The 19,579-nt window shown below is 65.0% G+C and carries 19 protein-coding genes; 9 read left to right on the top strand and 10 right to left on the bottom strand.

Going from position 1 to position 19,579, the window contains the following annotated elements:
• Positions 1 to 3: 3 nt before the first annotated feature.
• Positions 4 to 957 carry a 2,3,4,5-tetrahydropyridine-2,6-dicarboxylate N-succinyltransferase gene (gene dapD, locus ACRDTL_RS13470; protein ID WP_431507205.1) on the top strand — a complete coding sequence of 318 codons (954 nt, stop codon included), beginning with the start codon at positions 4 to 6 and terminating at the stop codon, positions 955 to 957.
• Positions 958 to 1,032: 75 nt separating this feature from the next.
• Here dapD and ACRDTL_RS13465 read toward each other — a convergent pair whose 3' ends face one another.
• Positions 1,033 to 2,439, bottom strand: a complete 1,407-nt coding sequence (locus ACRDTL_RS13465) for an acyl-CoA synthetase (RefSeq protein ID WP_431507204.1) — start codon at positions 2,437 to 2,439, stop codon at positions 1,033 to 1,035.
• Positions 2,440 to 2,549: 110 nt separating this feature from the next.
• Between ACRDTL_RS13465 and ACRDTL_RS13460 the strand changes: the two genes are divergently transcribed.
• Entirely contained in the window at positions 2,550 to 3,263 is a 714-nt protein-coding gene (locus tag ACRDTL_RS13460) for a helix-turn-helix transcriptional regulator (RefSeq protein WP_431507203.1), read from the top strand.
• The gene (locus ACRDTL_RS13455; RefSeq protein ID WP_431507202.1) at positions 3,256 to 3,696 is read left to right on the top strand and encodes a group III truncated hemoglobin; all 441 of its coding nucleotides are present in this window, start codon (positions 3,256 to 3,258) and stop codon (positions 3,694 to 3,696) included. The genes ACRDTL_RS13460 and ACRDTL_RS13455 overlap by 8 nt, the downstream gene beginning before the upstream one ends.
• Here ACRDTL_RS13455 and ctaD read toward each other — a convergent pair.
• A complete protein-coding gene (ctaD, locus tag ACRDTL_RS13450) occupies positions 3,664 to 5,409 on the bottom strand; it encodes an aa3-type cytochrome oxidase subunit I (protein ID WP_431507201.1) in 1,746 nt (581 codons plus the stop codon). The two genes, ACRDTL_RS13455 and ctaD, sit on opposite strands and share 33 nt — an antisense overlap.
• Before the next feature lie 212 nt (positions 5,410 to 5,621).
• Here ctaD and ACRDTL_RS13445 point away from each other — a divergent pair, with 212 nt between their 5' ends.
• The gene (locus tag ACRDTL_RS13445) at positions 5,622 to 6,623 is read left to right on the top strand and encodes an Acg family FMN-binding oxidoreductase (protein WP_431507214.1); all 1,002 of its coding nucleotides are present in this window, start codon (positions 5,622 to 5,624) and stop codon (positions 6,621 to 6,623) included.
• Between the two features lie 15 nt (positions 6,624 to 6,638).
• Here ACRDTL_RS13445 and ACRDTL_RS13440 read toward each other — a convergent pair whose 3' ends face one another.
• Positions 6,639 to 7,481 (bottom strand): universal stress protein, encoded by an 843-nt coding sequence (locus ACRDTL_RS13440; protein ID WP_431507200.1) that lies wholly within the window; start codon positions 7,479 to 7,481, stop codon positions 6,639 to 6,641.
• A 155-nt stretch (positions 7,482 to 7,636) separates the two neighbouring features.
• Between ACRDTL_RS13440 and ACRDTL_RS13435 the strand changes: the two genes are divergently transcribed.
• Positions 7,637 to 8,209, top strand: coding sequence for an Rv1733c family protein (locus tag ACRDTL_RS13435; RefSeq protein ID WP_431507199.1), 573 nt, complete (start codon positions 7,637 to 7,639; stop codon positions 8,207 to 8,209).
• 31 nt (positions 8,210 to 8,240) lie between these two features.
• On the opposite strand, the gene ACRDTL_RS13430 is transcribed toward ACRDTL_RS13435, so the two are convergent.
• Together ACRDTL_RS13430 and ACRDTL_RS13425 are read right to left on the bottom strand one after the other, a co-directional pair.
• Entirely contained in the window at positions 8,241 to 8,642 is a 402-nt protein-coding gene (locus ACRDTL_RS13430; protein ID WP_431507198.1) for a DUF302 domain-containing protein, read from the bottom strand.
• 41 nt (positions 8,643 to 8,683) lie between these two features.
• Positions 8,684 to 8,953 carry a metal-sensitive transcriptional regulator gene (locus ACRDTL_RS13425; protein WP_431507197.1) on the bottom strand — a complete coding sequence of 90 codons (270 nt, stop codon included), beginning with the start codon at positions 8,951 to 8,953 and terminating at the stop codon, positions 8,684 to 8,686.
• A 116-nt stretch (positions 8,954 to 9,069) separates the two neighbouring features.
• Here ACRDTL_RS13425 and ACRDTL_RS13420 point away from each other — a divergent pair, with 116 nt between their 5' ends.
• A complete protein-coding gene (locus ACRDTL_RS13420) occupies positions 9,070 to 9,483 on the top strand; it encodes a carboxymuconolactone decarboxylase family protein (RefSeq protein WP_431507196.1) in 414 nt (137 codons plus the stop codon).
• Here the strand turns inward: ACRDTL_RS13420 and ACRDTL_RS13415 are convergent.
• The gene (locus ACRDTL_RS13415) at positions 9,421 to 10,476 is read right to left on the bottom strand and encodes a sodium:calcium antiporter (RefSeq protein ID WP_431507195.1); all 1,056 of its coding nucleotides are present in this window, start codon (positions 10,474 to 10,476) and stop codon (positions 9,421 to 9,423) included. The genes ACRDTL_RS13420 and ACRDTL_RS13415 overlap by 63 nt on opposite strands.
• 170 nt (positions 10,477 to 10,646) lie before the next feature.
• Between ACRDTL_RS13415 and ACRDTL_RS13410 the strand changes: the two genes are divergently transcribed.
• Both ACRDTL_RS13410 and ACRDTL_RS13405 read left to right on the top strand, forming a co-directional pair.
• On the top strand, positions 10,647 to 11,021 hold the full coding sequence (locus tag ACRDTL_RS13410; protein ID WP_431507194.1) for an ArsR/SmtB family transcription factor: 375 nt from the start codon (positions 10,647 to 10,649) through the stop codon (positions 11,019 to 11,021).
• A gap of 154 nt (positions 11,022 to 11,175) precedes the next feature.
• A complete protein-coding gene (locus ACRDTL_RS13405; RefSeq protein WP_431507193.1) occupies positions 11,176 to 12,063 on the top strand; it encodes a universal stress protein in 888 nt (295 codons plus the stop codon).
• Here ACRDTL_RS13405 and ACRDTL_RS13400 read toward each other — a convergent pair.
• The 4 genes from ACRDTL_RS13400 to ACRDTL_RS13385 form a co-directional block, all read right to left on the bottom strand.
• On the bottom strand, positions 12,060 to 13,793 hold the full coding sequence (locus ACRDTL_RS13400; RefSeq protein WP_431507192.1) for a GAF domain-containing sensor histidine kinase: 1,734 nt from the start codon (positions 13,791 to 13,793) through the stop codon (positions 12,060 to 12,062). The genes ACRDTL_RS13405 and ACRDTL_RS13400 overlap by 4 nt on opposite strands.
• A 75-nt stretch (positions 13,794 to 13,868) precedes the next feature.
• Positions 13,869 to 15,536 carry a sensor histidine kinase gene (locus tag ACRDTL_RS13395; RefSeq protein WP_431507191.1) on the bottom strand — a complete coding sequence of 556 codons (1,668 nt, stop codon included), beginning with the start codon at positions 15,534 to 15,536 and terminating at the stop codon, positions 13,869 to 13,871.
• Between the two features lie 225 nt (positions 15,537 to 15,761).
• Positions 15,762 to 16,235, bottom strand: coding sequence for a pyridoxamine 5'-phosphate oxidase family protein (locus ACRDTL_RS13390; RefSeq protein ID WP_431507190.1), 474 nt, complete (start codon positions 16,233 to 16,235; stop codon positions 15,762 to 15,764).
• A gap of 202 nt (positions 16,236 to 16,437) precedes the next feature.
• The gene (locus ACRDTL_RS13385; protein WP_431507213.1) at positions 16,438 to 17,241 is read right to left on the bottom strand and encodes a universal stress protein; all 804 of its coding nucleotides are present in this window, start codon (positions 17,239 to 17,241) and stop codon (positions 16,438 to 16,440) included.
• A gap of 195 nt (positions 17,242 to 17,436) precedes the next feature.
• On the opposite strand from ACRDTL_RS13385, the gene ACRDTL_RS13380 reads away from it, so the two are divergent.
• Positions 17,437 to 19,579 (top strand): nitric-oxide reductase large subunit (locus tag ACRDTL_RS13380; RefSeq protein WP_431507189.1); only part of this gene is annotated, 2,143 nt, incomplete at its 3' end.

The following is a 19,579-nucleotide window of genomic DNA, read 5'->3' as shown; positions in this document are numbered from 1 at the left end:
AGCGTGGGCCCCGTGACCGGAGCTTCGGGTATTGGGGTGGCGACGCTCGCCGCGGACGGGTCGGTCCTCGACACCTGGTTTCCCGCACCGGAACTGATCGACTCCGGCGAAAGCGGCACCGCACGGCTGTCGGTGGCCGAGATCCCCGGCGACCTGGCGGCGCTGGCCGGCCGCGACGACGACCGCCGCACCGAGACCGTCGCGGTGCGCACGGTGATCGGCTCACTGGGCGACAAGCCCGCCGACACCTACGACGCCTATCTGCGGCTGCATCTGCTCTCGCATCGCCTGGTCGCGCCGCATGGGCTCAACGCCGACGGCTTCTTCGGCGTCTTGACCAATGTGGTGTGGACCAACCACGGCCCGTGTGCGGTCGAGGGTTTCGAGACGGTGCGCGCCCGGCTGCGCCACCGCGGACCCGTCACCGTCTACGGCGTGGACAAGTTCCCCCGAATGGTCGACTATGTGCTGCCCACCGGGGTGCGGATCGCCGACGCCGATCGGGTGCGGCTCGGCGCGCACCTGGCGCCGGGCACCACGGTGATGCACGAGGGATTCGTCAACTACAACGCCGGTACGCTGGGCACCTCGATGGTGGAGGGCCGTATTTCGGCGGGCGTGGTGGTCGGCGACGGCTCGGATGTCGGCGGCGGCGCGTCGATCATGGGCACCCTGTCCGGCGGCGGTACCGAGGTGATTTCGATCGGGAAGCGTTGCCTGCTCGGCGCGAACTGCGGGCTGGGCATCTCATTGGGCGACGACTGCATCATCGAGGCCGGCCTGTACGTGACCGCGGGCACCAAGGTCACCACGCCCGACGGCATCCCGGTCAAGGCCCGGGAACTGTCCGGCGGCAATAACATGCTGTTCCGCCGCAATTCGATGACCGGTGCCGTGGAGGTGGTGTCCCGAGACGGCCGGGGCATCGCACTCAACGCAGATCTGCACGCCAACTAACCCCTCTGGCGCGAGCGTGCGTGTCGCCGGCCGACCCGCTCAATGAGCCGTTTTTGCGCACGCTCGCGGCGAGAATCAGCCCTGGGTCAGCTCCTTCTTCAGCACCTTGCCCATCGCGTTACGCGGCAGTCCGTCGACAACCCGCACCTCACGTGGTCGCTTGTGGGCCGAAAGCTGTTGGGCGACATAGTTGATCAGCTCATCCGGGTCGGCATCACCGACGACGAACGCGACGATCCGCTGACCGAGATCTTCGTCGGGCAAGCCGACGACCGCCGCTTCCCGCACTCCCGGATGTCCGAGCAGCGCCGTCTCGATTTCGCCGGCGCCGACGCGGTATCCGCCGGATTTGATCAGGTCGACCGACTCCCGCCCGACGATGCGATGCATACCGCCGGAGTCGACGACCGCGACGTCGCCCGTGCGGTACCAACCGTCGGTGTCGAGCGCCTCCGCCGTCGCATCCGGCCGGTTCAGGTAGCCGTCGAACACGGTTGGCCCGCGAACCTGAAGCCGCCCAATGGTTTCCCCATCGTGCGGTACAAACCCGCCGGCCTCGTCAACCAATCGGGTCTCGATACCCGCTAGCGGCCCGCCCACCCAGCCGGGACGTCGTTCCCCGTCGGCGCGGGTGGACAGGGTGATCAGCGATTCGGTGCTCCCGTACCGCTCGACGGGCGCATGTCCGGTGAGTCGAACCAGTTGGTCGAACACCGGCACGGGCAATGCGGCACTGCCCGACACCAGCAGCCGCGCCGGCCGCAGCGCCTCGGCGGCCGCTGTATCGGCGGCCACCCGTGACCATACCGTCGGCACCCCGAAATACAGCGTGCCGCCGGCTTGAGAGCACGCCTGCGCATATGCGGCTGGAGTCGGTTTTCCGGTGTGCACGAAGCGGTTTCCGATCCGCAGCGACCCGAGCAGACCCAACACCAGGCCGTGCACGTGAAACAACGGCAGTCCATGCGCCAGCGTGTCGTCGGGCGTCCACTGCCAGGCCTGCGCCAACGCATCGAGGTCGGCCGCAATGGCCTGCCGGCGCAGCGGCACGCCCTTGGGCGGGCCGGTGGTGCCCGAGGTGTAGATGATCAGCGCGGTGGCTTCCGGCGACGGCTCGGGATAACGGTGCCATGAGCGGGCATGCAGCCGCACCGGGATGTGCGGCAGCCCTTCGTGCTGGTCGGGCTCGGCGCCCAACCATGCCTCGGCGCCGGAGTCGGTGAGGATGTGGCGGCGCTCCGCCTGCCCGACATCGGCGGGTACCGGTACCACCGGCACGCCGGCGATCAGACACCCGGTGATCGCCAGCACGGTCGGCGCCGTCGGCGTGGCCAGCACCGCAACCCGGCCCGCGCCGCCGACCCGTTCGGCCACCGACGTCGCCGCCCCGACCAGATCGCTGCGGCTGAATGTGACGTCGCCGATGCGTACGGCGTCGCCCACATCCGTGGCTGCGGCGGGATTCAGCGAGGTCAGCAGCACGTGAGCGAGATTACCGGGCGCGGGAACGCCCCGGGCTTTCGCGGCGGCTAATATTGAGGAATAATATCCGTTAAATAGGCCGGCACGACACATCGACTAGGGGCGCAGCGGTGGACGACGAACAGCAGGGCCGGCGGCCGCACCGCTGGCCACGCAATCGGCAGCGTGAACGCGTGCTTGCGCTGGTCCGCGAGCACGATGGGCCGGTCGACGCGGCCGAACTTGCCGCGCGAACGGAGTTGCACCTGACCACGGTGCGTTTCCACCTCGACGCGCTGTGCGACCAGGGCGCCGTCGCGCGCACCCGGATCACACCGACCGGCGTTGGCCGCCCTCGCACCGGCTACATCGCGGTGCAGGACCAGCTGGACTACCAGGTCCTGGCCGAGATCCTCGCCCTGGAACTCGGCGACACGCTCGAAGCGCGGCGTCGCCGCGCGCAGCATGCCGGACGGCGATGGGCCGAGCGGATCACGGCCGGATCGGCCCCCGAACCTGAGCCGCCCGGCGAGCTGCTGGATCACCGGGCGGCGAAGACCGCCGAGGTCTTTCAGCGGATGGGATTCGGACCCGAACTGACCGCGCCGGCAAAGCCGGCCGCCGCCACCCGCGAGCGAACCATCCGCCTGCACGATTGCCCGGTGCGCGAACTGGCCGCCGCCCACCCGGAGGTGGGCTGTGCGCTGCACCTGGGACTGCTCCAGGGGCTTATCGCGCGCCCGCAGGGTCAACGCAAAACCGCCGCGCGGCCGGCATTGCAGGCCGAGCTGGAGCCGTTCGTCGAACCGGAATTGTGCATCGCGCACGTGATCGCCGATGACTGAAGTACAGGTGCGACCCGACCAAACATGCGCGGACCTGGCCGGCCGCGCCGACGTCGAGGCATTGTTGCGCCGGTTTTACGGCCGGGTGCTGGTGGACGACATCCTTGCCGAGCCGTTCACCGAAGTGCGGGAGGTCTCCGGGCTGGACTCGCACATTCCGGTGATGGCCGACTTCTGGGAGACCATGCTGTTTCGTGCCGGCCTCTACCGGGGTCGCGTGCTGGATGCCCACCGACGCGTCCACGGCCGGACCACGCTGTCCAGCCGGCACTTCGTTCGCTGGCTCACGACGTGGATCGACACCGTCGACGAGATGTATCGCGGGCCGGTAGCCGAGCACGCCAAAGTCCAAGCCGCCCGGGTCGCCTGGTCGATGCACCGGGCGCTGACGGGTACCAATTCAGACGAGCTCGACGCGTTCATCGCGCGCTGATGCGGTATCGCGTCGCCTGCTCCCAAGGTGTGACTCGGCGCGCAGTCGCGGCACCATGTGGGGGTAGTGCAGCTCGAAGGCCGGGCGCTCCGAACGGATCCGGGGCAATTCGGTGAAGTTGTGCCGCGGCGGCGGGCAACTGGTGGCCCACTCCAGCGAGTTGCCGTAGCCCCACGGGTCGTCGACGGTGACAACCTCGCCGTAGCGCCAACTCTTGAAGATGTTCCACACGAAGGGAAGCATCGACGCACCGAGAATGCATGCGCCGATGGTCGAGACGATGTTGAGCCCCTGGAAACCGTCGGTGGGCAGGTAGTCGGCATACCGACGTGGCATCCCCTTGTTGCCGAGCCAGTGTTGCACCAAAAACGTGGTGTGGAAACCGATCAGCGTCAACCAGAAGTGCAGCTTGCCCAGTCGCTCGTCGAGCAACCGGCCGGTCATCTTCGGGAACCAGAAGTAGATACCGCCATAGGTGGCGAACACGATCGTGCCGAACAGCACGTAGTGGAAGTGCGCGACCAGGAAATACGTGTCGGTGACGTGGAAGTCCAGCGGCGGACTGGCCAATATGACACCGGACAGGCCGCCGAGCAGAAAGGTGACCGCGAAACCGATCGCGAACAGCATCGGTGTCTCAAAAGTCAGCTGGCCCTTCCACATGGTGCCGATCCAGTTGAAGAACTTGATTCCGGTCGGCACGGCGATCAGGTAGCTCATGAAGGAAAAGAACGGCAGCAGCACGGCTCCGGTGGCGAACATGTGGTGCGCCCAGACCGCGGTCGACAGTCCGGCGATGCTCATTGTTGCGTACACCATCGTGGTGTAGCCGAAGACCGGTTTGCGGGAGAACACCGGGAAGATCTCGGTGACGATGCCGAAGAACGGCAGCGCCACGATGTAGACCTCGGGGTGGCCGAAGAACCAGAACAGGTGCTGCCACAGGATCGCCCCGCCGTTGGCCGCGTCGTAGACGTGGGCGCCCAGGTGCCGATCGGCGGCCAGTCCGAGCAGCGCCGCGGTCAGCAGCGGGAAGACCATCAGCACCATGATCGAGGTGATCAGGACGTTCCAGGTGAAAATCGGCATCCGGAACATCGTCATACCGGGTGCGCGCATGCAGACCACGGTGGTGATCATGTTGACCGCACCGAGGATGGTGCCCAGACCGGCGACCACCAGCCCCATGATCCACAAGTCCCCGCCGGCACCCGGCGAGTGCACAGCGTCACTGAGCGGCGTGTATGCCGTCCAGCCGAAGTCGGCCGCCCCGCCCGGGGTGATGAAGCCCGACACGGTCACCAGCGCCCCGAACAGGTACAGCCAGTAACTGAGCGCGTTCAGTCGTGGGAAAGCGACATCGGGTGCGCCGATCTGCAGCGGTAGCACGAGATTGGCGAAGCCGAACACGATCGGGGTGGCGTACAGCAACAGCATGATCGTGCCGTGCATGGTGAACAACTGGTTGTACTGCTCGTTGGACAAGAACTGCAGCCCCGGCGCGGCGAGTTCGGAGCGCATCAGCAATGCCATCAGACCCGCGGCCATAAAGAACGCGAACGACGTCGCCATGTACATGATCCCGATCAGCTTGTGATCGGTCGTGGTCGCAAGTCGGTATATCAGGGTGCCCTGCAGACCGGTCCGCGGCGGGTAGGGACGAACGGCAGCCAAATCGGCGACCGGGTTCGTCCGGACGCCTAGATCTGCCATGAGTCGCCTCTACCCTGCGCGCGGTCATACCGGCGGTACATGCCGGCATTTATACCGGATCATAGTACTCTAAATTAACACCTGCGACCAGACTGCTATCCGGTGGCACAAAGGCCTTGCCGGTAAAGGTCTTCGTGCTCTGGCCCGGCCGGGAAGCCCGCGGGATGCTGGGAGTAACAACAGCTCGGCGATGCAAGAAGGTGGCACGGCCGTTGAATGTCGAGTTCCCGGATAACGAGACCATCCGCACGGTTCTGACGTTGGCCGGCCGTGCGCCGTCCATCTATAACTCACAACCGTGGCGCTGGCAGGCTGACAGCGACGCGCTGCATCTGTACGTCGACCCGAGCCTGCGACTACCCAGTACCGACCCCGACGGCCGGGACCTGATTCTCAGCTGCGGGGCGGTACTGAACCATTGTGTAATCGCATTGGCGGCAATGGGATGGCGGGCCCGAGTGCGTCGGCTGCCTGACCCGGCCAACCGTCATCATTTGGCGACGATTGAGACGTGCCGCTGCGAAGTGGATCAGGTCGATGTGATGCTGGCCGCCGCGGTACCGCGGCGGCGAACCGATCGACGCATCTATAACGGGTGGCCGGTGCCCGCGGCTGACATCGCCTTGATGAGCGCGCGCGCCGCCCGCAGCGGGGTGATGTTGCGCCGAATCGATCGCGTCGACAGACTCAACAAGATTGTGGCGCAGGCTGTCATGACTCACCTGAGCGACCCCAGATACCTCGTCGAGCTCACCGCATGGAGCGGGCGATACGGTTCGGTGGCCGGTGTGCCGGCCCGTAATACGCCGGTCCCCGACGCTTCTGCGGCGATACCCGGGCGTATGTTCGCCGCTCCGGCGCTGGCTCAGCCGTTCGATGCGTCAGCGGCCGACGACAACGCCGTCGTTCTGGCTCTGGGCACCCAAACCGACGACCGACTGGCCCGCCTGCGAGCCGGCGAGGCCGCCAGTGTGGTGTTGTTGACTGCGACGGCACTGGGACTGGCGAGCTGCCCGCTCACCGAGCCGCTTGAGATCGCGGCAACCCGAAATTCCGTTCGCTCAGATGTATTCGGTGCCGCCGCGTACCCGCAGATGTTGCTCCGGGTGGGCTGGGCACCGGTCAACGCCGATCCGCTGCCATCGACGCCACGCCGCCAACTGGACGACATCGTTGAGTGGCGAACCGGATCCGAACACCATGTCCTGGCGTAGCGAGCCATCAGCTCCCTACCGTGCAACCAGCACCGAGCAATCGGCGTGCGCAAGGATCGGCAGGCTGCGTGGGCCAACGAGTTGTGCCACCTGATCGGCATCCTCGCTGCCGATGACCACCAGTTGAACTGCGTCGGTGTGACCCTCGAGATATCGGGCCACGCTGCTGCGCGTGGCAGCGACGTCGACCCGCACGTCGGGGTACCGCCGTAGCCAGTGATCGAGGCGCCGGTAGAGCCCCTCGTAGCCGATCTCGAAAAGCGCCCACCGCCAGACGCCCAGTGCGAGAACCGGAGCCCTGCGCACGCGGGCTTCCTCCATGGCCCAGCGCATCACCTCGCCGTTGTCAGGCTGGTAGTCAACAACCATTGCGATAAAGCCGTTCTGCCGCGACGACGCATCCTTGCGTCGAATGATGGCGACGGAACAGTGCGCTTGTTCGGCAAGCGTTGCGGCGGTGGATCCGAGCACCATGCTGGCCGCCCGACCGATTCCCACCGATCCGACACAGATGAGCGTGGCGCTGCTGGACTCCGCGACTAAGGCAGAGCCGACGTCTCCCCGGATCACCGCAGTGTCGATCTTCACCGGCATGCCGGTCGTCTGCACCGCTGCGCGGGCAGCCCGTAACGAACTGACGGCGTATTCCTCTTCCACCTCGAGGTCTCCTGCGGAAGGACAGGCTCCAGTCCGGATGACGTGGACGAGCCGAAGCGGAACGTCTTGGTGGAGCGCTTCCTTGGTTGCCCATTCGGCGGCTCTGATCGCTGCGGTCGACCCATCGATGCCAACGACAACCGGGCCGGGCGATTCCAGTTTGTCCATCGCGTCCTCTTCATCCGTGATCGACGTCGACATGTCGACGTTATCGACGGTCCGGTCATCCGCACAGGAGCACTAGGGCCTCTCAGCGGTGGACGTTGGGCCCTACGAATCGGTGTCCGGGATAGCAATACTGGTGGTATACCGCCAGTACCAGTGGGGTTGACATGGAGAGCTTGGTATTTCGACCCGTGACGTGGCCGGCTCTTCGTGCGCTCAGCCGCAATCCACTCATCCGTGCCAGCGACCGTATCGAGTCGTTCGTCGTCGTGCTGGCCGCTGTCGCCGTGCTCGTTGCCACCGCGTGTGCGGGAGTACTCGGCACCATGGTTTACGGTGCGCGCACCCAGATGTACGCCGAGCAGCTACAAACCCGCCATGTTGTCGTGGCGATCGCCACCGAGGACAGCAAAATTTCCACGCTTTCGCAAGCAGTAGTCACCACGGTCTATGCTCGATGGCAAATCAACGGCACCGCCGACGCTGCCGAGCTCATCTGGGACAAGCCTGTCAAAGCCGGTGATCCCCTGCAGATCTGGGTGGACAACGACGGCAATCGCGTCGGTCCCCCATCTCCGGTATCACGCGCGGCAACCGACGCGGTAACGGCCGCGATCGTCGCGTGGTTGAGCGCGATATTGACAGTCGCGGCCGTAGTGAGCGCCGTCCGCACCCGCACCAGGCGCATGCGCGAAGCCCAATGGGACCGGGACATCCGGTGTCTCGTCGACGACAACGGTGGGCACACCAACCGGACTCAGTAAGAGCGACGCGCGGCGACCACGTCCGAGCGGTTTAGCCGAGTGTGCCGATAGCGGCTTGCAATTTGGCCGCCGCCTGGTCGGCGACATCCTGCAGAGCCCCCGCCTGAGGAGTCACCTGCACCATGATCTGCGGGTCCATCGCCTCGACGAGGACGGTGTCGCCGCCGTCGGCAGGATCGGCTCGTACCACGACGTTGCACGGCAATAACTGGCCGATCTGGCGGTCGACATCCAGTGCTCGGTGCGCCAGCGTCGGGTTGCAGGCTCCAAGGATCAGATAGTCTTCGATGTCCTCGCCCAGCTTTTGTTTCAGTGTGGCTTTCACGTCGATCGTGGTCAGCACGCCGAAACCCTGATCGGCCAGAGCTTGGGTGGTCCGCTCGACCGCATCTGGAAACGTGGTGTGCAGCTTGGTGCTCAACCCTGAGGCCATTGCTCCTCCTTTATCTCAAAGTGCCCAACGCATTAATTCATTCAGGCCAGCGCCAAAAACAGCCTTTCGAGTTCGGCCTCGGTCAGCGGTGCCGCGCCGTCAGCGCCGCTACCGCTGATGCACTCCCGAAGACCGGACGCGACGATTTTGAACCCGGCGCGGTCGAGGGCGCGGGACACCGCGGCAAGCTGGGTCACGACATCCTTGCAGTCGCGCCCCTGCTCGATCATCGCGATCACACCGGCGAGTTGGCCCTGCGCGCGTCGCAGCCGATTGAGCACCGCAGCGATGCTGTCCTGGTCACCAATCATTTGCGCCTCCATCCGTCGAACCACCATCGTACCCCTAGGGGTATATCCGGGTCAGTCGGACGGCAGTTCTCCGGTGTTGCTAGAATACCCCGGCGGGTATCTGTATTGTATCGGTCATGAGCGGACAACACCACCACCACGATGTACTCACCGAGCTTAATCCCCAGCACCGCGCCCTGCGCAAGATGATCCCCGACGTCTACCGGGGTTTCGCGCAGATGAGTAGTGCCGCGCTGACTTCCGGTGCGCTGGACAAAAAATTCAAGGAACTCATTGCACTCGCCATCGGCGTTGTGGCCGGTTGTGACGGCTGCATTGCCTCACACGCTCAGGGCGCCGCATGCGCCGGGGCCACCAAGGACGAAGCCGCCGAAGCCATCGGCGTCACGTTTCTGATGCACGGTGGACCTGCCACCATCTACGGTGCCCGCGCCTACGACGCGTTCTGTGAATTCGTCGACGCGGTGTTAGCCGAGGATCGAGATGAGGCCGACAACGAAGCCGAGGTAAAACAGTGCGGTCGCGGCTAGCCGTGCCGGGGTGAGCTTGTTGGCGCGCATCGTGAATAGCAGGTAGCTGATTGCTGCCATGGTGATGGCGCCGGACCACAGGAGGGCGTGGTCGAAACGCCAGTCGGTGAATAGCAGACCCAGGCCACTGGGAACGGTGGCTTGGATCATCATCGCACCCGAGATATTGGCCAGGGCCAGTTGGATTTTGCCTTGCCGGACCCAGATGATCGCGTTCATGATCTCGGGCAGTTCGGTGGCGATCGGAGAAAGCAGCAAGGCCGTGACCGTCCCGGACAAGCCGAGCATTGGGCTGACGGAGTCGAGCTGGTAGACGAATACCTGCGAGAACACAAAGATGACCGCCAGTGAGCCCAGGGTTTGGCCAAGCACCGCTATGGTGGCTGGTCGCGCCGCGCGAGGTTGCAGCTTTAGCGGTGCCAGCTCTTCTTGGTCACAGATGTGGCCGCCGCAAATTTCACGGTAGAAGTAGACGGCGTAGACGGCGAAGAACAACAAACCCAGCCACGGCTTGATCGCGAACGCCACCAAGCCCAGGGCTACTTTGATCACGAAGACCGCCATAAACCAACGCTGGTCATGGGCCAGGCGCCTCGTCTGGACGGAATCAATCAACACGTCGCCGCCATCGTTACTTGGCTCACTATTGGGCTGCTCGAGGCTTGCCGCGCCGACGCCGGCGAGAACCAGATTGCGGCTGCGGCTGCGGCGGCGCAGCAGCAGGGCGGCACCGGTCACTCCGTAGGCGACGGTTGCCAGCACCAACGGGCCGCCCATCGCCGCGCCGACACCGATGTTGCGGATCTCAGTGGTGGAACCGGTGGTGACCGCGACGAGCGTGACCACCGACTCCGGCAGGGCCGTTCCAACGGCGGCCAAGATGGTCCCCACTGCCATCGAAGCGATGTTGAGCCGCAAACCGAGCCATTCCACGGCATTGACGAACCACTCGCAGGCCAGATAAATCGCCGCCGCGCAGCCGATCAGCAACACGACATGCACCACCAGTGCCCTGCCTTCCTCGCCCGCATGCAGAATTGGGCGTTGGGCCTACGGTTCGGATCGCAGACCATGTTGCCACTCATTTCGTTAGTTTCGCAGGTATCAAAATATTTCGATTGGGCGAATCCGTCCGCCGGAGGTGCGCCAGAATGTATGCCGCGATGGCAAAACAACAAGAACGGTCAGCCGAAACCACCGATTCGGCCGTTCCGCCCACCGAGCCCACCCGGCCGCAGCTGGCGTCGGCCGCGGCCACCTTCGCGCTGCTGAGTAACCCGGCGCGGCTGCACGTACTGTGGCTCGCCGCCCAAGACATTCACGATGTGACCGCACTGGCCGATCGGGCCGGGGTTGGCGTGGCAACCATGAGTCAGCACCTGACCAAGCTGCGTTTGGCCGGCCTGATCAGCGCACGCCGAGAAGGCCGCCGCCACATTTACACCGTCGAGGACCCCCACGTCCTCACACTCATCCAGCAGATCTTCGCCCACATCGCCCCCGATGGCAGCCTGGCACCCGACCCACCCAAGCGGTGAGCCGCTCGCTGCACAAACCGCCCCAAATCCGGCCACCCCAAGGGCTTATGGCCATGCCGCTGGTGACTTATGCCTCCTGATCCCCGAGTCCGGGCCTCTTACCGTTGGCAGTGGCGGTCGCAAGGCCGTCATTTAAGCCGGTGAGGAGATACAAATGTCCGGCCCTACCAATCGTTCAGGCATCCTGGTCGGTGTCGACGGGTCGCCGGCCTCCAACTACGCCGTCGATTGGGCGGCGCGAGATGCCGCAATGCGCAATGTCTCACTGACGATCGTGCATGCGGTCAGGCCCATCGGAATCAGCCTGCCGCAAGCGCCGGTGCCGACTACCTTCGCGCGGTGGCAAGTAGAGAATGCGCAGAAGATCGTTGACGACGCCGTCGACATTGCCCGGCAGAGCACTCCCGACGGTGGTCCGACTCAGGTCGACGGTGCGGTGTTGTTCTCGCCCATCGTCCCGGCCTTGGTGGATCTGTCCAAGGAGTCCGAGCTGGTCGTGGCCGGCTCTCGGGGGCGGAGCGCGTTAGCCCGGACCGTGCTTGGCTCGGTGTGCTCCAACCTGATCCGCCACGCACATTGCCCGGTTGCGGTCATCCACGACGAGGACCCGCTGACGCCGTATCCCGCCGAGGCGCCGGTGTTGGTGGGCGTCGATGGTTCGCCGGCGTCGGAACTGGCAACCGCGATCGCTTTCGACGAAGCATCGTGGCGAGGTGTGGACCTGGTCGCACTGCACGCCTGGAGCGACGTCGAGGTGTCCGATTTCCCGGCCATCGAGTGGCCCGCCATAAAGCCCGAAGCAGAGCAGACCCTTGCCGAGCGTCTGGCCGGTTGGCAGGATCGCTACCCCGACGTGACGGTTCGGCGGGTGGTCGAGTGCGATCAGCCGACCTATCACCTGATCAAGCAGTCCGAGTCGGCGCAGCTGGTGGTTGTTGGTAGTCACGGACGGGGCGGATTCGCCGGCATGCTATTGGGATCGGTCGGTTCCGCTGTGGCCCACTCGTCGCGGGTGCCGGTCATCGTCGCCCGTCAGGTCTAACGGCTCAGCGGCGCCGACCATCGCAGCAGCGTGCCGCCGTCCGGAGTGCCTTCGACTCGCAGGGTGCCGCCGACTTTGTCGGCACGGCGGCGCAGGTCGGTCAAGGCGCTGTCGACAACCTCGTCGGTCGTTCCACGCCCGTCGTCGACAACCTCGATACAGAGCGCGTCGTCGACGCTGACGGTGACACTGAGTCTGGTGGCGTGAGCGTGCCGAATGACGTTGCGGACGGCCTGCTGCAGAACGGCTTCCGCGTGATCGGCCAGGGCCGCACTGACAGCGGACATCGGACCCACGAATTGGACCGTGGTACGCCGGCCGTCACCGGAGAATTGGGCGATTGCGTCCTGGAGGCGTTGCCACAGGCGAGTAACGCCCGACGATGCCGCGTCCAGGTCGAAGATCGCTGTGCGAATTTCCCGAACCACTTCCTGCACATCGTCGACAGATGCCGCAAGACGCCGCTGCACCTCCGGCGACCGAGTCAGCGGCAACGTTGCCTGCATCGCGAGTCCAATGGCGAAGAGCCGATGGATGACGTGGTCGTGCAATTCGCCTGCGATCCGGTCGCGGTCGGTGAGCACCTCGAACCTGCGCATCCGCCGCTGTGCCATGCCGAGCTGCCAGGCCACCGCCGCATGGTCGGTGAGCGCGGCCATCATGTCGAGCTGTTCGGCGGTGAACGGCGGCGAGCCCGCGCACCGCGAGATGACCAGCACGCTGACGACCATGTCGGACATGCGCACCGGCAACACCAGGGCCGGGCCGGATTCGTCGGCAGTCCCGATGGTCAGGTCGAGGGCGTCGAGTCGCCGCGGTGTGCCGTCCAGGAACACTTCACCCACTGCGGTGCCGTCTACCGGTATCACCGCTTGAGTCGAGGGGACCGAAGGCATGCCGGCAGTTTCGGTGACCACCAATTCGGCGGTGTCCGATTTCGGCGCATAGGGATCGAGGGGCGCGGCGATAAACGCGGCCGTCGCGCCGGCCAACGGCAGCGCTTTGTCGACGAAGAGCCGGAAGACGGCACTGTTGTCGGCGGCGGACAATATCTCGGTTGCGAGATCGCGTGCCGCCTCGATCCAGGCCTGGCGAGTCTGGGACTGCTCGTAGAACCGGGCGTTCTCGATCGCGATGCCGGCGGCGGCGGCAAGCGCCTGGACCACGACTTCGTCGTCGTCGCTGAACGGTTGCCGGTCCGCTTTTTCGGTCAGGTACAAGTTGCCGAAGACTTCGTCGCGGATCTGCACCGGGACACCCAAGAAGGTCCGCATTGGCGGATGGTTCGGCGGAAACCCCACCGATGCCGGATGGTGTTGGATGTTGTCCAGCCGGATGGGCTTCGGGTCGTCGATCAGAACCCCGAGAACCCCGCGACCTTGCGGGAGGTCGCCGATCAACGCCCGGGTGTCCTCGTCAATCCCCTCGTAGATGAATTCGACCAGGTCATGGTCGTGCCCGCGCACACCCAACGCGCCGTAACGGGCGTCCACCAGCTCTTTAGCGGTGTGCACGATCCTGCGCAATGTCGCATCGAGGTCCAGGCCGGAGGTGACGGTCAGCATCGCCTCGACCAGCCCGTCGAGTCGGTCGCGACCGTCGACAATTTGTCCGACCCGGTCTTGGACGTCGATAAGCAGTTCACGCAGGCGCAGATGCGACAACGCATCGCGCAGCAGAGGCGGGCGACCTACACCCCCCGGCCGCTTCTTGACCGGCACGCCGCCCATCGTGGCATGCGTCAATGCAAAGCGAAAGACTTCTGCACAAACTACTGACAAATTGTCAGTTGTCCCCGCGGTCGATCACTTCAGCGGCGCCGTCCAGTACACCCGGGTACCGCCCTCCGCTGCCGTCGTAATAGCGCACTCGCCGCCGACTTGCGCCGCGCGCCGTTTCATGTTGGCCAGCCCGCTGCGGCGTTGATTCCCCGGCGGGATACCGCAGCCGTCGTCGATGACCTCGATGACCACTCGGTGATCCACTTCGACGCAGACGGTCAACCGACGGGCCCGGGCATGGCGAACGGCGTTGCTCACCGCTTCGGTGACGATGGCCTCGGCATGATCGGCCAACTCACCGGTGACGGCCGTCAACGCTCCGGACATGTCGAGCGTGGTCGCGATGTCGCGGTCTTCGGTTAGCTCGGCGACCCTGTTTTGGATTCGCTGCCGGAAGTTCTCGTCCGGCTGCACGGGCATTTGCAGCTTGAAAATCGTCGCTCGGATGTCTTCGATCGTCGTCTGCAAATCGTCGACCGTGTGGCTCAGCCGGTCGATGACCTCCGGTGAATGTGCCCGGGCGATGGTGCCCTGCAGATCCAAGCCCGCGGCGAATAACTTCTGGATGACATGGTCGTGCAGGTCATGGGCGATTCTCTCGCGGTCGGCCAAAATCGCCACTTCACGGGTATGCTCGCGGCCCGCCGCCATCGCCAACGCGATAGCGGCATGACTGGCGAAGTCACCGACGAGTTCAAGGTAGTCGTCGCCGAAGGGCGGCTGCGTTGCACTGCGTGCCACAGCGAGCACTCCGAGCGCGATGTCTTCGGCCCGCAATGGCACCACGATCACCGAGCGGTCGCCGACATCGGTGAATCCCTCGATCGGATGTTTGAACGAATCGGTGAGCGTCGGTGTGCCGCCACGGAATACACCGCCGGTAGTGGAGCCGTCAACCGGAACCTGCTTTCCGATCACATCCGCGGCTTCGTGGGCGCCCGCGGCAGCGACGACAAGCGTCTCGACCTCGTCGGCCGGCAGATCCGGATCGGTCGGGAGCAGCAGTATCGCCGACTCGGCGTCGGCCAATTCCAGCGTCCGGTCCACGATGAGCTGCAGCGGGCCTGTTTTCGGGTCGGCCGACAGCAGCGCGGCGGTGATTTCGCGGCTGGCGTTCATCCACTTCGCCGAGGCACGTTCTCGCTCGAACAGTTGCGCGTTGTCGATGGCCTCGGCAGCGGCCGAGGCCAATGCCAGTGCGGCGATCTCGTCGGAGTCGGAGAACACCCGACCGGGCCGGTCGTCGCCCAAGTAGAGATTGCCGAAGACGACTCCGCGAACGCTGATCGGCATACCGAGGAACGCCCGTATCGGCGAGTCGTCTTCACTGAGACCGATGTGCGGATGAGCAGTCAGGTCGTCGACCCGAAGAGCCTCGCCGACCGGCAGGTCACCGAGCCGACGTGTCATGTCGGCATCGATGCCCTCCTGGATGAAGGACACCAGACTGCCCTCGGATCCGTAGATCCCCAACGCCCCATAGCGCGCACCGGCAAGCTCCATCGCCGCTTTGACGATCCGATGCATCGTCACATCGAGGTCCAGGTTCGAGCCGATGTCGACGATGATCCGCAGCAGTTGTTCCATCTGGTCGCGGGCCGCCAACAGCTCGTCGAGCTGCTCGTGCATTCGACGTACCAGGCCGCGCTGGCCCAGTCGACCAAACGCGGATTCACCCGCGTCACTGTCCATACATGTCAAAATAATCAGTTTGCCCGGAGTTGGCAGAGAGACCGTGTATTCCAGTTGGTGGGTTCCGCAGCGCCGGACCGGCGGTCGTGGTGGCCGGGTTCAATGACCACGTGACCGAGTCGCAGTTCGGCCGCGCTCTCACCGATCGCCCAGCAGCAGGCCGCCGAGGCCGCTCTCGGCGGCGAATTACGACGACGACCCACCACCGTTCTGATGGCCGAACCTTCAGTCGCCGGGGGTGACGCAGGCCGTTGACGACAGCGCCGAATCCCGGTCGTAATCGCCTCGTTGTACCGGTGCCCGTAGTAGGCGACCGGTCACCTTCTCGGTCCGGATCCGCACGAAGTAGTCGCGCCGCCCGTCAACCCAGGGCTGCAGGAAGATTCCCGACAGCTCCACTAAATCGTCGACGTCGGTGATCAGCTGCGCGTGCCCGATGACGGTGACGCTCCACCCGGTGCGCAGGTCCGGGTCCAGCTCATCGGCCTGGAAAGCCACCACGAGGTTGCCTACCGCGGCGGCCAGCTTCTCCCCGCCGGCGACCCGGATCACGATATCGCCTTGCCACATCCGGAAGTTCACCGGCTGAACCGCGGGCAGCGCATGTTCGGTGAAGACCAGCCGGCCTACTCGCACCGTCTGCAACAGGTCCAGGCATTGGTCGCGCTCAACGATTTCAAGCTTGTGTCGCGGCGGCATGGCTACCCCTTGGTGAAGGTTCGACAACTACTTCATGGCCAATACTGTTCGTCGGATAAACGCTGCGGCAGGGTCGGAAGTCACAACCGGAGAGGTCCTGCGTCCCGATCTGCAACCCACGAAAAGTAGCGCACACTGAATGCTGTTAGCCGGGGCCAGAAGCCTCACATTTTATGGGACCAAAGTCCTTCGGGAACTCTGGCTAGAGGTGATTCCCGCGCACAGTCAGCACAGAGCATTCGACGGGGCCGGGGCCGACCAAATCGCAGCGGCCGCCGCGGATACCGGTCACGAAAATCTCGACCGACGTCGCGTTTTTCGCCAGATACTCGCAGAGGCTGCCGCGGACGACCAGCGACTCCACCGCGACATCGGGATATAGCCGCGCCCACCGGTCGATCCGACGATTCAGGTGCGCTCGCGCCAAGCGATTTCCGTCCGCGATGTCGTCGGGCACCTCCGCTTGCCACGACGCGACCGCGAGCAGCGGTGCTTTGCGCAGCCTCGCCTCGTCAAAGGCATGTCGCAGCACGACACCGTTGTCCACCTCGACGACAACGCTGCGGACGGCCTTCGCCGCCCGACGCTGCGGACGGATAACGGCCACCGGGCATTGCGCCAACGCGGGCAAGGCCGCCGCGACGGAGCCGGTACCGTGGCGCGCATGCCTGGCTCCGATCGAGCCGACACAGACCATCGGCGCCGATCGCGACTCCTGGGCCAGCTTGGCCAGGGGCTTCCCGGACAGGATCTCGGTGTCAACCTTGACCGGTTCTCCGGTGGCCACCACGGACCGCTGTGCGTCGTACAACGCCGCACGGGCACAGGCGAATTGGCGGTGATCCGAGTCATCGGTGGCCAAGTCGACCGAATCAATGACGTACACCAAGCGTAGCGGGATATCTCTACTGACGGCCTCATCGACCGCCCAAACTGCAGCCTGCGTTGCGGCCCGTGATCCGTCAATGCCCACGACCACGGAAGGAACGGCAATAGGGTCAACCATCACGACGCTCATATCATTCACCTGGCCTCTTTGCTGATTACCACGTTAGGCGCGCCGGCCCAAGGTTCCCAGGGCCATTGGTCCCCCAACTGGCTCGCATTGGACCTCATTCCACGTGAATCCGGTGTCTCGCCGGGCCGTCACGGGTTAAATACCAGGCAATCCGCCCCCCACCGTGCAGACAGGATACCCAGGATGACAACCAAACCGGCACAGTCGCGGCCTGCCAACGGCGCCACCGCAGAGCCGCTGATCGGCAGGGGCTGGGTTCAGGGTGTCGCACTGGTGCTGATCTTCGGCTTCCTGGTGATGGGCATCCTCGTCTATCGCACCTACACCGCGTCGATGCCGTTGCCGGACAAGGTGGTCAGTGAGTCCGGGCAGCTGCTGTTCACCAACAACGACATCACGCACGGCCAGGAGCTCTTTCAGGCCCGCGGCCTGATGGAGTACGGGTCTGTGCTGGGTCACGGCGCCTACCTGGGCCCGGATCGCACCGCCGAGTACCTGCGCATGGCGACCGATGATGTCGCCGATCAATGGCGCGCACAAGGTGTCACCGACCCGCGGGATCGGGTGGTAGCCGAGTTTCGCACCAACCGTTACAACCGGGACACCAAGACCCTGGTGTTCACCGACAAGCAGGCCCGCGCCTTCGACGACCTCCAGCGCTACTACACGCAATACTTCGGCGAGGACTCCACCAAGTACGGCCTGCTGCCGCACCTGATCACGGACAAGGCGGAGATTCACGACCTGACCTCGTTCTTCGCCTGGACCGCGTGGGCGTCGGCGGCTCAGCGGCCCGGCCACATCTACAGCTACACGAACAACTGGCCGTCGGAGAAGCGCGTCGACAACATCCCGACCGCGCCGGTGATCGTCTGGTCGACGCTGTCGCTGGTCGCGTTGTTGGGCGGCATCGGGGTCATGTTCGCGGTCTACGGCCGCTGGAGTCAGAAGGTCGGCTGGCACGGTGAGCAGGCGTCCACGCTGTCATTCCGCGAGCCCGGCGAGGTGAGCCTGACACCGTCCCAGCGGGCCACGATTTGGTTCTTTGCGATCGTGTCGGTGCTGTTTTTGGCGCAGACGCTGGTGGGGGCGGCCGCGGAGCATTACCGGGCCGACCTGTCGACTTTCTTCGGCCTCGACCTGGCCCGGGTGCTGCCCTACAACCTGGCCCGCACCTGGCATGTGCAGTTGGCGCTGTTCTGGACCGCAGCGGCGTTTTTGGCCGGCGGGATCTTCCTGGTGCCGTTCATCGCGCGCCGCGAGCCGAAACGACAGAGCTGGCTGGCCTACGGGTTACTCGGCGCGGTGGCGGTGGTGGTATTCGGCTCGCTGATCAGCGAGGCGCTGTCCATCTACGGGGTGACAAACCCTGGCGGCATTTTCTCCCAGCAGTGGGAATACCTTGACCTGCCGCGGCTGTGGCAGATCCTGCTGATCGTCGGCATGTTCTTTTGGATCGCGATCATCTGGCGCGGAATGCGGGGCCGGCTGCGCGGCGAATCGAAACTGAACATGCCGTGGCTGTTCTTCTTCGCCGGGCTGGCCATTCCGGTGTTCTACGCGGTCGGTCTGCTGGCCGGCAGCGCGGCACACTTCTCGGTCGCGGATTTCTGGCGGTTCTGGGTGGTGCACCTGTGGGTGGAGGACTTCCTCGAGCTGTTCACCACCGTGATGGTGGCCTACATCTTCGTGCTGCTCGGGGTGGTGCGCGAACGGATCGCGCTGGGGGTGATCTACCTGGACATCATCTTGTACTCCGCCGGCGGGGTGATCGGCACCATGCATCACCTGTACTTCTCCGGCACCCCGGTCGAGCACATGGCGCTGGGCGCGTTCTTCTCGGCGGCCGAGGTCATTCCACTGACCTTCCTGACCGTCGAAGCATGGGCGTTCCTGCAACTCGGTTCGCGGCAACACGCCGGTGACGCCAAACCGTTCCCGCACCGCTGGGCGGTGATGTTCCTGGTTGCGGTCGGGTTCTGGAACTTCCTGGGGGCAGGCATCTTCGGGTTCCTGATCAACCTGCCGATCGTGTCGTACTTCGAGATCGGGACGCTGCTGACCAGCAACCATGGCCACACCGCCATGTTCGGTGTCTTCGGCATGCTGGCCCTCGCGGTGCTGGTCTTCTGCCTCCGTGCCCTGGTCGAGGACGCCCGCTGGCGGCGCGTCGAGCCGCTCGTCAGGACGGGATTCTGGGGTTTGAATGCCGGCCTCGCCTTGATGGTGCTCCTCGATCTCTTCCCCGGGGGTGTCCTGCAGCTCTGGGACTCCCTCACGAACGGTTACTGGCACGCGCGCCGGCTTGCCTACCTCATGACCGGGA

It is taken from the genome of Mycobacterium sp. (assembly GCF_050700595.1).
Lineage (GTDB): Bacteria > Actinomycetota > Actinomycetes > Mycobacteriales > Mycobacteriaceae > Mycobacterium.
Note: the sequence above shows the minus strand (reverse complement) of the source record. Positions and strands in the feature narration are given on the sequence as shown.

Excerpts from the sequence above, each read along its gene's own strand:
- ACRDTL_RS13455 (WP_431507202.1), top strand. The coding sequence starts at position 3,256 with ATGACTGAAGTACAGGTGCGACCCGACCAAACATGCGCGGACCTGGCC.
- ACRDTL_RS13385 (WP_431507213.1), bottom strand. The coding sequence starts at position 17,241 with ATGGTTGACCCTATTGCCGTTCCTTCCGTGGTCGTGGGCATTGACGGA.
- ACRDTL_RS13400 (WP_431507192.1), bottom strand. The coding sequence starts at position 13,793 with ATGGGCGGCGTGCCGGTCAAGAAGCGGCCGGGGGGTGTAGGTCGCCCG.
- ACRDTL_RS13405 (WP_431507193.1), top strand. The coding sequence starts at position 11,176 with ATGTCCGGCCCTACCAATCGTTCAGGCATCCTGGTCGGTGTCGACGGG.
- ACRDTL_RS13390 (WP_431507190.1), bottom strand. The coding sequence starts at position 16,235 with ATGCCGCCGCGACACAAGCTTGAAATCGTTGAGCGCGACCAATGCCTG.
- ACRDTL_RS13425 (WP_431507197.1), bottom strand. The coding sequence starts at position 8,953 with ATGATTGGTGACCAGGACAGCATCGCTGCGGTGCTCAATCGGCTGCGA.
- ACRDTL_RS13420 (WP_431507196.1), top strand. The coding sequence starts at position 9,070 with ATGAGCGGACAACACCACCACCACGATGTACTCACCGAGCTTAATCCC.
- ACRDTL_RS13430 (WP_431507198.1), bottom strand. The coding sequence starts at position 8,642 with ATGGCCTCAGGGTTGAGCACCAAGCTGCACACCACGTTTCCAGATGCG.
- ACRDTL_RS13440 (WP_431507200.1), bottom strand. The coding sequence starts at position 7,481 with ATGTCGACGTCGATCACGGATGAAGAGGACGCGATGGACAAACTGGAA.
- ctaD (WP_431507201.1), bottom strand. The coding sequence starts at position 5,409 with ATGGCAGATCTAGGCGTCCGGACGAACCCGGTCGCCGATTTGGCTGCC.
- ACRDTL_RS13410 (WP_431507194.1), top strand. The coding sequence starts at position 10,647 with ATGGCAAAACAACAAGAACGGTCAGCCGAAACCACCGATTCGGCCGTT.
- ACRDTL_RS13395 (WP_431507191.1), bottom strand. The coding sequence starts at position 15,536 with ATGGACAGTGACGCGGGTGAATCCGCGTTTGGTCGACTGGGCCAGCGC.